This window comes from Collinsella ihumii (assembly GCF_030385545.1).
GTDB lineage: Bacteria > Actinomycetota > Coriobacteriia > Coriobacteriales > Coriobacteriaceae > Collinsella > Collinsella ihumii.
In genome coordinates, this window is the sequence record NZ_JAUEIQ010000002.1 from 330,532 (window position 1) to 345,473 (window position 14,942).

Consider the following 14,942-nt stretch of genomic DNA (forward strand, 5'->3'; position numbering starts at 1 on the left):
ATTACTTGTCCTCGTCGACAACCTCGTAGTCGGCATCGACGACATCGTCGTCAGCGCCGGCAGCGGAGCCGGTGTTGCCGCCCTCCGTCGCCTGCTGGGCGTCGGCGTAGACGATCTGCGCGAGCTCGTAGGCGACGGACTGCAGGTTGTCGCCAGCGGTCTTGATGGCGTCCACATCGGAGCCCTCGAGCGCCTTCTTCGCCTCGGCGATGGCGTTCTCCGCCTTGGACTTGAGGTCGGCGTTGACCTTGTCGCCCAGGTCGGAGAGGGTCTGCTCGGTGGAGTAGGCGAGGCTGTCGGTCTGGTTGCGGACCTCGACCTCCTCCTTCTGCTTCTTGTCCTCCTCGGCATGGGCCTCGGCGTCCTTCACCATGCGGTCGACTTCCTCGTCGGACAGCGCCGTGGAGCCGGAGATGGTGATCTGCTGCTCCTTGCCGGTGCCCTTGTCCTTGGCGGAGACCTTCACGATGCCGTTGGCGTCGATGTCGAAGGTGACCTCGATCTGAGGCACGCCGCGACGAGCCGCGGGGATGCCGGTCAGCTGGAACTTGCCCAGGCTCTTGTTGTCGCGAGCCAGCTCGCGCTCGCCCTGCAGGACGTTGATCTCGACGCTCGTCTGGTTGTCGGCGGCGGTGGAGTAGATCTCGGTCTTGGAGGTCGGGATCGTGGTGTTGCGGTCGATCATCTTGGTCATGATGCCGCCCATGGTCTCGACGCCGAGCGAAAGCGGGGTCACGTCCAGCAGCAGGATGTCGGACGGGCCGTCACCGGACAGGATCGCGCCCTGGACGGCGGCGCCGCAGGCGACGACCTCGTCGGGGTTCACGGACATGTTGGGTTGCTTGCCGGTCATGTTCTTGACGAGGTCCTGAACGGCGGGCATACGGGTGGAGCCGCCGACGAGGATGACCTCGGTCAGGTCGGAGAGCTTGAGGTTGGCGTCACGAAGCGCGTTGGTGACGGGCTGCTTGCAGCGCTCGAGCAGGTCGTGCGTGATGCGCTCGAACTCGGCGCGGGTCAGCGTGTAGTCGAGGTGCTTGGGGCCGGTGGCGTCAGCGGTGATGAACGGCAGGTTGATGGTGGCCTGCTGGGCGGCGGAGAGCTCCTTCTTGGCGTTCTCTGCGGCCTCCTTCAGGCGCTGCAGGGCCATGGGGTCCTGACGCAGGTCGATGCCGTTGTCGGACTGGAACTTGTCGGCCAGCCAGTCGATGACGCGCTGATCCCAGTCGTCGCCGCCCAGGTGGTTGTCACCGGACGTGGACAGGACCTCGAACACGCCGTCGGCGAGGTCCAGGATGGAGACGTCGAACGTGCCGCCGCCCAGGTCGAAGACGAGGATGCGCTGGTCGGTGCCCTGCTTGTCGAGACCGTAGGCGAGCGCGGCCGCGGTCGGCTCGTTCACGATGCGCTTGACGTTCAGGCCGGCGATCCTGCCCGCGTCCTTGGTGGCCTGGCGCTGGGAGTCGTTGAAGTAGGCCGGGACGGTGATGACGGCGTCGGTGACGGTCTCGCCCAGGTACTTCTCCGCGTCGGTCTTCATCTTCTGGAGGATCATGGCGCTGACCTGCTCGGGCGTGTAGTCCTCGCCGTCGATGTGGGCGACGGCGCGGCCGCCCTGGCCCTCCTTGACCTCATACGGGACGGTCTTGATCTCAGAGCCGACCTCGGAGTACTTGCGGCCCATGAAGCGCTTGATGGAGAACACGGTGTTCTTCGGGTTGGTGACCGCCTGGTTCTTAGCGGCCTTGCCCACGACGCGGTCGCCGTCGGCGCGGAAGCCCACGACGGACGGGGTGGTGCGGTCGCCCTCGGCGTTCACGATGATGGTGGGGTCGCCGCCCTCGAAAACCGCCATGGCGGAGTTGGTAGTACCAAGGTCGATACCAAGAATCTTGCTCATGATATATCCCTCTTCTTTCCCTTTACGTGCCGGGTGGCTCGGACCTCGGCCCGGCGCCACGCGTTTTTTCGTTCGACCATACTATATCCCCTTATAGGCCCACTTATACAAAATCTAAGTCATTCCATATAAGATTTTCTAAAAAAGTGGAGAGAGGGCCGTTCCGCAGGCGGCTGAGCACGGCAAACCGTCCTGTCAGCTTTGTCACATGAGCGCACCTGAGCAGTCAACCTCAGTTGACTCGGCGAACGGTATGTAAATCACCCTCTCGAGGGTTGCAATGATGCCCTCGCGTGGTATGTTAAGCGCAGAACAACTCGGTGCGCATTCGCCTGTGTCGCCGGGTGAACTGTACATCGCACAGAGAGGATACGACCATGGCCAAGCCTATCATTGATGCTGACGAGTGCATCGCCTGCGGCGTTTGCGTTGACTCCTGCCCCCAGGGCGTTCTCGAGCTCAACGACGTTGCTACCGTGACCGACGAGGATTCCTGCGTTGCCTGCGGCGCTTGCCAGGAGGCCTGCCCCGCCGGCGCCATCACCGAGATCGAGGAGTAACTGCTCCCGCGCTCGTCTGATCGCATCAGAGCAGCAAAAAGCCCGGTTCCGCGAGGAGCCGGGCTTTTTTCGTTTCCGCTAGACTACATACTTGGTAGCGAAAAAGCATTCGGTGCAATCCAAGGGCGCGAGCATGAATATCAAAGACTATTCCTACATTGCAGAGATAGCCGACCAAGGCAGCTTGACCACCGCGGCCGACCGACTCTGCATCACGCAAAGCGCCCTGAGCAAATCTTTGCACCGCATCGAGGACGAGCTGGGAACTCCGCTGTTCTACCGCCGGGGCAGGCGCCTGGTCCTCACGCCCATCGGCCAGGTGTACGTCGACCATGCCAAACAGATCATGCGCGTCGACGAGGAGCTCGAAAACAGAATCCTGCAAATGAAAAACAGCGAGGCCGATTCCATACGCCTGGGCTTTGGCATGGGCTTCGCGGACTTTGTGTTCGACGAGCTTCTCCCGCGGTATTTTGCGCTTCCGCATGTGCGCTCCATCTCCGTGCGCGAAGGCGGGTCGGCCAGCCTTTTGACAGATCTCGAGAACAACAGGATCGATGTCTGCCTCGCCTATGGTCCGCGCGAACGGCCGGGGCTCGACTACACGATGCTGCGCACCTGCCGCCTCGTGCTTGCGGTGCCCGACAAGTCGCCCCTCATTCTTCAAGCTGTGCCGCGCGAGGGGTATCCCTATCCGGTCCTCGAGGGGGATGGGTGGCTCGAGAAGCCTTTCATCCACATTATCACCCGCACGCAATCGGGTGCGGCGGCGCAGCGATTCTTTACCGAGCTGGGAAAATGGCCGAACAACCGCATGTACGTCAGGGATGTTCGAGGCGCCCTGAACGCCGTGACGCACGCATTGGGCAACGCCATCGTCGCCGAACCGCCATTCACCCATGCGGGATACAGGTACCTGTGCCTCCCCGGCCTCTCGGAGCCGGAAAAGCAAATCTGCATGGTGACCGTCAAGGGCAACCAGGCGGATCCGTCGCTGCTGTATCTCCAGGAAACGATTCAATCCCTCTTCGGCCACGACGCGTAGTCGCCCAGCACGTTCCCGCGACAACCGATTCGATAGCCCATGCCCCTCTGGCGGACTGACAGAAAACGAATTTGTTCCTCTTGCTCCCCCAGACAAATTTGCGCAGGTCGACCGTTTATCCACGCAAAGCGACCGTTCATCTGAGAGCTTCAATTTTTGTTGAATTTTTTTCCTGAAATGAATAATAAAAGTCGTTTGTCTCATCAATGGCCCTTCGATAGAGTGAAGCCACCGGCACATTTCACACTATTCAGGAGGACACAGTATGAGCGACTATGTCGAATCCGTTCAGTCCGAGGCGCTGCGCATCCGCTGGATCTCAGTCCAGTGCTACGAGATGGTGCTGCCCAACGGCAAGACGATCGTCACCGACCCCTTCTACTGGGAGGGCGACAACCTCAAGGGTCTTGAGACGCTCGATAAACGCCAGGAAAATTCGCTGAAGGTATACGCCCAGACGGGTTTTTCCGTCGATGACTTCACGGGCGCCGACTACATCTTGATCAGCCATGTGCACGGCGACCACATGAATATCGCCGGCGACCTCTGGAACAAGTTCTACGGGCGGGTGCTGGTGCCCGCGGGTGCGGCCGAGGAGCTCGCCCGTGTGGAGGACATCCCGTATGGGGCCATCATGCCGCTGTACCCGGGCAACACCTACTACCTGGACGACTTCACGCTCACGGTCTACCCGGGCGCGCACGACAACCGCGCCTTCCGCGAGGGCCGTTTCCTTCGCCCCAGCGACCGCGATTCCGCATATGCCGGCAGCGAGGTCTTTGGCATTCCCGGCCCCAATAGCTGCAGCGGTCTCGGAAACATGTTCTGCTTCAACTTCCTGATCGAGACCCCGCAGAACTACCGCATCGACTTCTCGGCGGGGCGCGACTACCCCGACCACGTGCGCCACGTGCGCGACAAGGCCCCGAACCTGATGCTTCGCCACCGCATCCGCTCGTACACCCCCGAGGAGTACGCCCGCCAGATGGAGGCCATGGGCGCCCAGCTCATGATGCCGCTGCACCACAACAACGCGCGCGCCAAGGGCGAGGACTTAAACGAGTACTTCGGGCGCGTGAACGGGGTGCTGAAGGCGGACGGCTACCCCGGCGTGGCGTTCAACCCCAAGCCGTACCAGTGGTACAGCATCTGCAACAGCATTTCAGCAGCATAGATTGAACGAGGGGAGGTAATTGGCTGCAAAGAAATCCATCTCAACGTAGGTTCATGTAACGGAAGGAGGAGACCATATGGACATGCAGGTCATGATCTGCTTTGCCATCACCATCTTGCTTATGGTGTTGTTCATCTGGAATCCCTACAAGTCAATCGCCACCACCACGGTGCTCGGCATCCTGCTGTACTTCGTGACCGGCTGCGTCGACGAAGAGGCCATCATTCAGAGCTTCGGTAACACGACGGGCCTTCTGACATGCACGATGTTTGTCGTGTCGGCAGGATTCAACAAGACGCAGTTCGTGCGCCGCATCGCCGAATTGGTCCACCGGGTCTCAAACGGCAGCCTGGCAAAGGTCATGCTCGGATATGGTGCCATCGGCGTCATCCTCGATATGTTCATCCCCAGCGCCCTGGCGGTCTTCTGCATCCTGTCGCCCATGCTGGCAGCAACGGTTGAGGATATGGGCTACAGCCCCTCGAAGGTCATGTTCCCCTTCGCCGTTTTGACGATCGCCAACATGGCATCTTTGCCCATCGGCGGCTGCGCGACCATGTACGCTCAGTACAATGCTCAGCTCGAGGCCTTGGGCGCTGCCCCGACCGCTGAGATCTTCGATCCTATGATCGGCCGCCTGCCCGTCCTGATCGTCTCGTTCATCTACTGCTGCTTCATCGCCACCAAGTTCACCCCCGACCGCCCGGTCGTCTCTATCGTCGGCATCGACGATATGGAGGGTGGCGGCAGCGAGCGCGCCAAGAAGGCGCTCGAGAAGGCTCCGCTCTCCAGCTTCCACGAGACCGCAGCGCTGGTCATCTTCTTCGGCGTCACCATCGGCCTGCTTGTGATTAACGTGTTTGAGCTGCCGTTTGTCCTGGAGAACTGGAACATCACCCTGGCGGGTGCCCTGCTCATGATCTTCACCGGCGTCCTCAAGCCCAAAGAGGCCTCCAAGGCCATCCCCCTGTGGGTCTGGCTCATGTTCGTCGGCGGCCTCGTTATGGCAAGCGCCCTGGCGAAGACCGGTGCTGGCGATATGATCGGCAACGCTGTCGCCTCTGTCGTCAACAACTTCCCGATCACGCCGCTGTACTACCTGATGCTTTCGGTCGGCCCCTACATCTGCACCAACTTCCTCAACAACCGCACGACGAACTTCATCTTCTACCCCATCGCCATTCAGATCTGCATGAGCCTTGGCGCCGATCCCGTTGGCAGCCTCATCTGCGTCCAGGCTTCTACGCAAATCGCGTTCATCATGCCGACCGCAACGGCTTCTGTTGCCTACTGCATGGGCGCCGGCGGCTACGACCTCAAGACCATGTTCAAGATGGGCTGGTTCCCGACCATCCTGTTCATCCTCGTTCTGGTCGTCTGGCTGTCCATCCTGTACCCGATCTTCTAAGATTCGGTGTTACCCAGCAACCATCCAGCAACATTTGCTCTCCCTCCTTTGCAGGCCCAATCCGCGCTCCGGATTGGGCCTTTTTCGATTACGGGGAAAGCGGCAGATTGTTCGGATTCGTAGCCAAAAGGCCCTACTCGACCACGTCTTTTTCGTAGGGAAAGACCTCGGCCAGATAGCCCTTGGCGGCGAGCGCGGCCTCTATCTCGTCGAGCGCCTCCTCGCTGTCGGCCGCGATGCGGTGGAAGTGGTAGCCGCTCGTCACGGTCATGAGCGGGAAGCTCTTGCCCGAGCGGATGCCCTCGAGGTAGCGCTCGACGTCGCGGCGGTTGCGCACGTCCAGATCGGCGGTGATCGCCCCGTAGACGCGATGGTTCACCATGACGTTCAGGACCGTGCCGCCCCAATCGACGATGGTGTTGAGCTCGTCGCCCAGCTGCTCTAGGGTGTGGTGGACCTTGATGAGGCGGGTGGGCACCGCCGGCGCGGTCGCGTCGCGCAGCACATACCCGCGGCTCGTGGCGACGATATCGTGCCCGTCGGCGCGCAGAAGGGCGATGTCTTGCACCACGACCTGGCGGCTCACGCCGACAGCCTCCGCCAGCGCACGGCCCGACACCGGCCCGGACGCCGACCGCAGCTCGCTCACGATCGCATGTCGCCGCTCAGATCCGTTCATGCACACCCTTCCTCTTGCTGACCCAACATATCTGACTTTAATCCAACAGGCGCAGGTGCTTGAGCGAGAGGTCGAGAATCGGGGCCGAGTGCGTAAGCGCGCCCGACGAGATGTAGTCCACGCCGAGGTCGGCCAGAGCGCGGATGTTGTCCGCATCGACATTGCCGGACGCCTCGGTGCGCGCCCGACCGTCAATCAGGCGAATCGCCTCGGCCATGGCCTCATGCGTCATGTTGTCGAGCATGATGATATCCGCACCCGCCTCGAGCGCCTCGCGCACCATGGCGAGGTTTTCGCATTCCACCTCGACCGTGCAGGTAAACGAGGCGTGACGCCGCGCCGCGGCGACCGCCTGCGCGATGCCGCCCGCCGCGTCGATATGGTTGTCTTTCAGCATGACAGCGGTCGAGAGGTTGTAGCGGTGGTTGCGCCCGCCGCCGATCGCGACAGCCTCCTTCTCGAAGATGCGCAGGCCCGGCGTGGTCTTGCGCGTGTCCACCAGCACGGTGTTGGTCCCCTCGAGCGCGCGGGCCATACGGCGCGTGTACGTCGCGATCCCGCTCATGCGCTGCAGGAAATTCAGGGCCACGCGCTCGCCCGAAAGCAGAGCGCGCGCGTCGCCGCGCACATACGCCACAAGCTCGCCGGGCACGACCGTATCGCCGTCAGACGCAAAGCGCTCGACAGACACGCCCTCGTCGAGCAGAGTAAACGCGCGCTCAAAAACATCGAGGCCCGCGAGCACGCCGTCCGCCTTGGCGATCAGCTGGACCTCGGCCGCACGCGGGGTGGAGCAGACCGAGGCGGTGCTCACGTCCTCAAAGGTGATGTCCTCGCGCAGGGCGCGCAGGATCGCATCGTCGGCATACAGGCGCATGGTGATGGGGTTCATGACAGGTCCTCTCCAGAAGATGGGGCGCACAAGGCGTCGATGGCGGCGTCCGGGATCCCGCACGGGCGGTGGCGGCCGTCGAGTGCGGGCTCGCCGATCGTCTCGGGCGCAAGGCTTTTGCCGCACGCGATTCGATAGGCGGCGCGGCGCGCAAAGACGAGCGCCTCGAGCAGGCTGTTGCTCGCCAGGCGGTTTTTGCCGTGCACGCCGGTACAGCTCGTCTCGCCCACGGCATACAGCCCTGCCACGCCGGTCGCCGCATCGGTGTCGACATGGATGCCGCCCATGAAATAGTGCTGCGCGGGCACCACGGGTACGGGTTCCCGACAGATATCGTAGCCTGCCTCGAGGCAGCGCTCGCAGATGTGGGCGAAGTGCCCACGGATGACCTCGTGCGGGATGCGCTCGAACGACAGGCGCACATACGGCATCCCGTCGGCTTCCATCTGGGCAAAAATCGCCTGCGAGACCACGTCGCGCGGCTGCAGTTCGTCGCAGAAGCGCTCGCCGGCGCGGTTGATGAGAATCGCGCCTTCGCCGCGGCAGGACTCCGAGATGAGAAAGGCACGGCCGCACGTGCCCTCGCCCGTATAGAGGCTCGTGGGGTGGATCTGGACGTAGTCCATGTGCTCGAGCACAGCACCGTGCGCCGCGGCGATGTCGCACGCATCGCCCGTGAGCTGCGGATAGTTGGTCGAGCGCTCATACAGCCCGCCGATGCCGCCGCAGGCGAGCACCGTGGCGCCGGCGCGGATGGCAAAGGTCGGGACCGCCTCGTGTGCCAACTCACTTGCCCGCTCGCACGAGCGACTCTCCTCCACCGGGCGCGCCACCACGCCCGCGCAGGCACCGCCTTGCCCGTCAATCAAATCGACCATCGCCACGTGCTCTAAAATCCGCACGTTGGGCAGGCGGCGCACGCAGGCAAGCAGCTTGGTCGTGATCTCCTGGCCGGTCACGTCCTCGTGGTAGCAGATGCGCGGACGGCTGTGCGCCCCCTCGCGGGTGAACGCGAGCGCGCCGGTCTCGTCGCGCCCCAGGTCGACGCCGCAGGCAACCAGGTCGTTTACGACCGTACGGCTGTCGCGAATCATGATCTCGGTGGTGTCGAGCCGGTTCTCGTAATGGCCCGCACGCAGCGTATCCTCCCGATAGGCCTCAAAATCATCCGCTTCGGGCAGCACGCAGATGCCGCCTTGGGCGAGCATGGAGTCGCACTCCTCGATCGCCCCTTTCGAGAGCATGACAATCGAGGTGGTCCGCGGCAGGTTCAACGCGGTGTAGAGGCCGGCCACGCCGCAGCCGACGATCACCACGTCGCAGGCGATATCGCTCGGGCGCGCCTCGGTATCAGTCGGTGCCATCTTCTACCTCCCGCTAACCTCGAGCATGCGCGTAAGCGCGGCGGCGGCACGCGTGCACGTCGCCTCGTCGGGCAGCTCGACCGCACCGGACATATCCTCCAGGCAGGCGCGCACCCGCTCGAGCGTGATCTTGTCCATCTCGGGGCACGACGAGTCATGCACGAACCAGAAGCGCTTACCCGCGCCACAGCGACGCGCCAGCTCGGCGGCGACCCCCTCCATCGTCACGACGATGAACTCATCGGCCGCGTTTTCGGCGGCGTAGGCGATGATCTCGGCCGTCGACCCGATGCAATCGGCAAGCTCGAGCACCTCGCGGGTGCACTCGGGGTGGGCGAGCACCTTGGCCGCAGGGTGCGCCTCCTTCAGCGATGCGACCTCGCCCGCCGCGATCGCATTGTGGAACGGGCAGCAGCCGTCATTCAAGATGATGTGCTTTTGGGGCACCTGCTCGGCCACATAGCGGCCGAGGTTTTGATCCGGAATGAACAGGATGTGGTGCTGGGGCAGCGCGCGCACGACGGGCACCGCGTTCGACGAGGTCACGCACACATCCGACAGGCTCTTAGCGTGCGCCGTCGAGTTCACGTAGCAGACCACCGCCACGTCGTCCCCATAGGTCGCGCGGGCGTCGGCGATCGTCTGCTCGCGCACCATGTGGGCCATCGGGCAGCCTGCCGCAGGCTCGGGCATGAGCACCGTCTTGGCGGGATTCAAAAGCTTCATGCTCTCGCCCATGAACTCGACGCCCGCAATCACGAGCACCTTCTGCGGCAGGTCGACCGCCAGCTTGGCGAGCGCAAACGAGTCGCCCACGTAATCGGCGACCGCCTGCACCTCGGCCGGCACGTAATAATGCGCGAGCACCACCGCGTCGCGCTCCTTTTTCAGTTGCTCTATGCGCGCCGCCGTCTCGGCAGCCAGATCTTGCGACATCAGGTCTCCTCCCCTTGGCGCATATGCCTGGCCGAGGAGTATGCCACGGGTGATGACAGGTGACAAGACACCTGTCAAGACAGCATGTGATATCCACGGAACGGCGCACTCACGCCGCCGCAGCCCTTAATAGGGGGCGCCTGCGGGCGGCAGCTGCTTGATATAGGCCCACATGCGCTGCTTTTCGCGCTTGTCGGAAAGCGAGGCCTCAAAGCCGTCGAGGGCGAGCACCCGGCGCCCGAGCACGTGCGCCACCAGCCCCGGGCGCAACATCGCCGTATCGAAATCCTCGATCACGACGAGGGCGTCGGCGTAGGCCTCGCGCATGGCGTCCGCCGCGGCGTCATCGAGCAGAAGCACCGCCTCGGGGTCGAGTGCCTCGAGCGCCTCGCGGAACAGCTCGGTCGGTAGTGCCTCCCCGGGTACTACCGCCTCCTCGGCCACGCCGCAGACCGACGACAGCGCACAGAAGTCCTCGGGCGCGTAGCCGATTGCGGTCAAGGCGGCGCGCAGCGCCGTACCGTCCGCCCCGCCCAGCAGCTCGCCGCCTGCGCGCTCGGCCTGGTTCAACTCGCCTTTGACCAGCACGATGGGGGAATAGGCGTTGCCCGTCATGCGCACGCCGCGACGCCCGAGCGAGGCGAGCTCCTGCTCGGTCGCGCGCGCGATGGCCTCTTTCCTCTCGGAGACGGATATGCGCATGGCAGCCCCTTTCTTCACCGTGGTTAGCATCATACCGCGCCGCGCACCGGGGGCGGCTGGCAGCTTTCGCTCCGTCATTTCGGGCCCGCGCCCAATTCCGCCCAACGCGGTGCATCACGCCCCGACATATGGGTATAACCCCCATCGTATTAGACAGCTCCGCGCGCATGCGCGCCGACGCATAGGAGGAACCCATGGCAAAGCTCATCGAGGTCACCCCGCAGAACTTCAACGACCTGCTCACATCCGACCTGCCCGTCCTCATCGACTTCTGGGCCCCGTGGTGCGGCCCGTGCCGCACGCTCTCGCCGATCGTCGACGAGCTCGCGGACGAGCTCGACGGCAAGCTCGTCGTCGCCAAGTGCAACGTCGACGAGAACCAGGACATCGCCATGAAGTACGGCGTGATGTCCATCCCCACGCTCGTGATGCTCAAATCCGGCGACGAGGCCATGCGCACCGTCGGCGCCATGCCCAAGGCCCGTCTGGCTGCAGAAATCTCCAAGGCGCTGTAAATCCACTTCTCCCCCTCCTTCCAACAAGGCGCCTTCCCTCAAGACGCGAGGGGCTCGCACGCGGGCCCCTCGCGTCATTTCGTTGCACCTCATGAGCCGCAGCGCGGACACATGGATATGATGTAAGACACCCGAGCCGCAGGAGCGCCATGAACATCAAGGATTACAGCTATATCGTCGAGATCGCCGACCAAGCGAGCCTGACCGCGGCGGCGGAGCGCCTGCGCATCACGCAGGGCGCGCTGTCCAAATACGTCCGGCGCATCGAGTCCGAGCTCGGCAGCCCGCTGTTCTACCGGCACGGCAAGCGCTTCACCCTGACGCCCATCGGCAAGCTCTATGTCGACCGGGGGCGCGAGATCATCCGGCAGGACCAGCTCGTGGCGGATGGGATCCAGAAACTTAAAGCCAACGGCGCCGACGCCATCCGCCTCGGGTACGGCATGGGCTTTGCCGACTTCATCTTGGACCGCCTGCTGCCAGCCTATTTTGCAAACCCCGGCGTCCGCCCCGTGAGCGTGCGGGAGAGCAGCTCGGCCGAGCTCATCCGCGATACGGAAAACTGCGACTTGGACGTGTGCCTGGCCTATGTGGACAGCTTCCGCTCGGGGCTCACCTACGTCCCGCTCAGCCCTGCGCGCCCGGTGCTCGTGGTGCCCGACGATTCCGAGTTGCTCGACACCGCCGAGCTCAAAAGCGGCTACCCCTATCCGGTCGTCGCCGATGACCGCTGGCTCGATGAGCCCTTTATCCGCATTGCCACCCTGACGAGGTCCGGAGCGACGGCGCAGGCCTATTTTGACCGTATCGGCAAGCATCCCGTCAACCGCCTATACGTAAATGACGTGCGCAGCGCGCTCGGCGCCGTGTATCGCGGTCTCGGCAACACCATCGTGATGGAGCCTCCCTATCTGCGCAATTCCGTCGCCTACCTCTGTTTGCCGGAAGGAACACGAGAAGAACAGCAGATGTGCATGGTGACATCCAAGGATCTGGACCAGGACGAGTCGCTGATACATATGCAGAAAGCCGTTAGATTGTTATATGGATATATATCCTGAAGAGTATTAAGAAATAGCATCTCTTGTCTCAACGCGCCTGCTGGGCGCGTTTTTCATGTCATGACCACCCATGCGTCAACCCCTCGCGGTCTGCACTATTCCTTTTTCTCAACAAAACTGAATATTAAGTCATTTTACACATTTCTTCTCGCTTTCTATATTCCACATCGACGAGATATCCACCCATGTGAAAAGGAGGAATGCTGGTTATGGAGCATGAAACGAGAAAGGAAGACCGACGATGAGCGACTATGTCGAATCCGTTCAGTCCGAGGCGCTGCGCATCCGCTGGATCTCAGTCCAGTGCTACGAGATGGTGCTGCCCAACGGCAAGACGATCGTCACCGACCCCTTCTACTGGGAGGGCGACAACCTGCGGGTGCTTCCCGAACTCACGAAGCAGCAGGCGAACTCCCTCAAGGTCTACGCGCAGGAAGGGTTTTCGGTCGACGACTTCACGGGTGCCGACTACATCTTGATCAGCCATGTGCACGGCGACCACATGAATATCGCCGGCGACCTCTGGAACAAGTTCTACGGGCGGGTGCTGGTGCCCGCGGGTGCAGCCGAGGAGCTCGCCCGTGTGGAGGACATCCCGTATGGGGCCATCATGCCGCTGTACCCGGGCAACACCTACTACCTGGACGACTTCACGCTCACGGTCTACCCGGGCGCGCACGACAACCGCGCGTTCCGCGAGGGCGCCTTCATGCGTCCGAGCAGCCCCGAGACCCCGTATGCGGCAAGCGATGACTTTGCCATCCCGTGCCCCAACCGTCTGAACGGCCTGGGCACCATGCTCTGCTTCAACTTCCTGATCGAGACCCCGCAGAACTACCGCATCGACTTCTCGGCGGGGCGCGACTACCCCGACCACGTGCGCCACGTGCGCGACAAGGCCCCGAACCTGATGCTTCGCCACCGCATCCGCTCGTACACCCCCGAGGAGTACGCCCGCCAGATGGAGGCCATGGGCGCCCAGCTCATGATGCCGCTGCACCACAACAACGCGCGCGCCAAGGGCGAGGACTTAAACGAGTACTTCGGGCGCGTGAACGGGGTGCTGAAGGCGGACGGCTACCCCGGCGTGGCGTTCAACCCCAAGCCGTACCAGTGGTACAGCATCACCACCGGAATCTCCGCCCAATAGCGCATCGCCTGTTCCATTTCCAACGTAGGAAGGAGGGTTCCATATGGATATGCAGGTCATGATCTGCTTTGCCATCACCATCTTGTTGATGGTTCTGTTTATCTGGGATCCTTATAAATCCATCGCCACCACCACGGTGCTCGGCGTCGTCTTGTTCTTCATCACGGGCTGCGTCGACGAGGAGGTCGTCGTCAGCAGTTTCGGCAACACGACGGGTATTCTGACGTGCACCATGTTTGTGGTCACAGCGGGATTTAACAAAACGCAATTCGTCAAGACCTTGGCGCAGACCGTGCAGCGCCTGTCCAAGGGAAGCCTGACGCTCGTGCTTTTGGGCTACAGCATCATCGGCCTTCTGCTCGTACAGTTCATCCCGAGCATCCTGGTCGTCTTCTGCGTCATGGCCCCGATGCTCGCCGCCACGGTCGAGACCATGGGCTACAGCCCCTCGCGCGTCATGTTCCCCTACGCCGCCCTGCTGATCTCCTGCGTCGTGTGCATGCCCATCGGCAGCGGCGCGACCGAGTACGCCATCTACAACACGCAGCTCGAGGCGTTGGGCTCCGAGTACCGCGCCGGCATCTTCGACCCCTTCATGGGTCGCTGGCCTGTGCTCGTCGCCATGTTCATCTACTGCATCTTCATCGCCCCGCGCTTCACGCCCAAAGAGCCTGTGGCCGCCATCATGGGCGTCGAGGAGCAGGACACCAAGGGCCGTGCCAAGGCCGAGCTCGAAAAGCCCAAGCTGAACTCCTTCCAGGAGGCCTCCGCGCTCATCATCTTCTTTGGCGTCACCCTGGCCCTGATCATCGTCAGCACCGTCGAGCTGCCCATCCAGCTCGATAACTGGGTCGTCACCATGGCCGGCGCCCTGCTCATGATCTTTACGGGCGTCCTCAAGCCCAAAGAGGCTTCCCGCGCGCTGCCCATCTGGGTCTGGCTCATGTTCGTCGGCGGCCTCGTTATGGCCGGTGCCCTTACCAACACCGGTGCGGGCGAGATCATCGGCAATACCGTCGCCGCCCTGGTGAACACCTTCCAGAACACGTTCATGTACTACATCCTGCTCTGCGTCGGTCCCTACATCTGCACGAACTTCCTGAACAACCGCACGACGACGTTCATCTTCTACCCCATCGCCATCCAGGTCTGCGAGGCTCTGGGCGCCAACCCCATCGGCAGCATCATCTGCGTCATGGCTGCCACCCAGAGCGCCTTCATCCTGCCGACGGCCACCTCGACGGTCGTCTACGCAATGGGCGCCGGCGGCTACGACCTCAAGACCATGCTCAAGATGGGCTGGTTCCCCACCCTGCTGATCTGGGTCGTCCTGGCGGCTTGGCTGTCCATCATCTACCCGGTGTTCTAGACCCTCTTCTTTTGCGGTAAAGCGCGGCAAACCCGAATGCGCGCTTTACGGGCGCGCCGGCCGCTCGACGTTAGACCGGCAGCCGGCGCGTCTGATATACGGTTCGGGCATCGCAGCAGCAGCGATACCCGAACGAAACGCCCGCGGGGCCTGTATCATAAGGTCCCTAACGATTGAGGGGTCCGCG

At 62.8% G+C, this 14,942-nt stretch carries 14 protein-coding genes; 8 read left to right on the plus strand and 6 right to left on the minus strand.

The window, feature by feature from the left end:
* Position 1: 1 nt before the first annotated feature.
* Complete coding sequence (gene dnaK, locus QVN30_RS03680; protein WP_066831458.1) at positions 2 to 1,900, minus strand: molecular chaperone DnaK; 1,899 nt, start codon at positions 1,898 to 1,900, stop codon at positions 2 to 4.
* A 377-nt stretch (positions 1,901 to 2,277) separates the two neighbouring features.
* On the opposite strand from dnaK, the gene QVN30_RS03685 reads away from it, so the two are divergent.
* The 4 genes from QVN30_RS03685 (at position 2,278) to QVN30_RS03700 (ending at position 6,087) form a co-directional block, all read left to right on the plus strand.
* Positions 2,278 to 2,460, plus strand: a complete 183-nt coding sequence (locus QVN30_RS03685) for a DUF362 domain-containing protein (protein ID WP_066831455.1) — start codon at positions 2,278 to 2,280, stop codon at positions 2,458 to 2,460.
* A 133-nt stretch (positions 2,461 to 2,593) separates the two neighbouring features.
* Entirely contained in the window at positions 2,594 to 3,505 is a 912-nt protein-coding gene (locus QVN30_RS03690) for a LysR family transcriptional regulator (RefSeq protein ID WP_066831451.1), read from the plus strand.
* Between the two features lie 265 nt (positions 3,506 to 3,770).
* Entirely contained in the window at positions 3,771 to 4,679 is a 909-nt protein-coding gene (locus QVN30_RS03695) for an MBL fold metallo-hydrolase (protein WP_066831448.1), read from the plus strand.
* A gap of 76 nt (positions 4,680 to 4,755) precedes the next feature.
* Positions 4,756 to 6,087 (plus strand): SLC13 family permease, encoded by a 1,332-nt coding sequence (locus tag QVN30_RS03700; protein WP_066831445.1) that lies wholly within the window; start codon positions 4,756 to 4,758, stop codon positions 6,085 to 6,087.
* A gap of 133 nt (positions 6,088 to 6,220) precedes the next feature.
* On the opposite strand, the gene QVN30_RS03705 is transcribed toward QVN30_RS03700, so the two are convergent.
* The 5 genes from QVN30_RS03705 to QVN30_RS03725 all read right to left on the minus strand — a co-directional run bounded on the left by QVN30_RS03705 (position 6,221) and on the right by QVN30_RS03725 (position 10,660).
* On the minus strand, positions 6,221 to 6,766 hold the full coding sequence (locus tag QVN30_RS03705; protein WP_066831443.1) for a transcription repressor NadR: 546 nt from the start codon (positions 6,764 to 6,766) through the stop codon (positions 6,221 to 6,223).
* Positions 6,767 to 6,803: 37 nt separating this feature from the next.
* Entirely contained in the window at positions 6,804 to 7,658 is an 855-nt protein-coding gene (gene nadC, locus QVN30_RS03710; protein ID WP_289835511.1) for a carboxylating nicotinate-nucleotide diphosphorylase, read from the minus strand.
* Positions 7,655 to 9,022, minus strand: coding sequence for an L-aspartate oxidase (locus QVN30_RS03715; RefSeq protein ID WP_204571643.1), 1,368 nt, complete (start codon positions 9,020 to 9,022; stop codon positions 7,655 to 7,657). Before QVN30_RS03715 ends, nadC begins: the two co-directional genes overlap by 4 nt.
* 3 nt (positions 9,023 to 9,025) lie before the next feature.
* Positions 9,026 to 9,958, minus strand: a complete 933-nt coding sequence (nadA, locus tag QVN30_RS03720) for a quinolinate synthase NadA (protein ID WP_289835512.1) — start codon at positions 9,956 to 9,958, stop codon at positions 9,026 to 9,028.
* A 126-nt stretch (positions 9,959 to 10,084) separates the two neighbouring features.
* Positions 10,085 to 10,660, minus strand: a complete 576-nt coding sequence (locus QVN30_RS03725) for a hypothetical protein (RefSeq protein ID WP_289835513.1) — start codon at positions 10,658 to 10,660, stop codon at positions 10,085 to 10,087.
* Positions 10,661 to 10,854: 194 nt separating this feature from the next.
* Between QVN30_RS03725 and trxA the strand changes: the two genes are divergently transcribed.
* From trxA to QVN30_RS03745, 4 genes are all read left to right on the plus strand, one after another.
* Complete coding sequence (gene trxA / locus QVN30_RS03730) at positions 10,855 to 11,175, plus strand: thioredoxin (protein WP_289835514.1); 321 nt, start codon at positions 10,855 to 10,857, stop codon at positions 11,173 to 11,175.
* A gap of 149 nt (positions 11,176 to 11,324) precedes the next feature.
* Positions 11,325 to 12,236, plus strand: a complete 912-nt coding sequence (locus tag QVN30_RS03735; protein WP_289835515.1) for a LysR family transcriptional regulator — start codon at positions 11,325 to 11,327, stop codon at positions 12,234 to 12,236.
* 241 nt (positions 12,237 to 12,477) lie between these two features.
* Positions 12,478 to 13,386: an MBL fold metallo-hydrolase gene (locus QVN30_RS03740; protein ID WP_289835516.1), complete on the plus strand. Its 909-nt coding sequence runs from the start codon at positions 12,478 to 12,480 to the stop codon at positions 13,384 to 13,386.
* A gap of 43 nt (positions 13,387 to 13,429) precedes the next feature.
* Positions 13,430 to 14,755: an SLC13 family permease gene (locus QVN30_RS03745; protein WP_204539663.1), complete on the plus strand. Its 1,326-nt coding sequence runs from the start codon at positions 13,430 to 13,432 to the stop codon at positions 14,753 to 14,755.
* Positions 14,756 to 14,942: the final 187 nt, after the last annotated feature.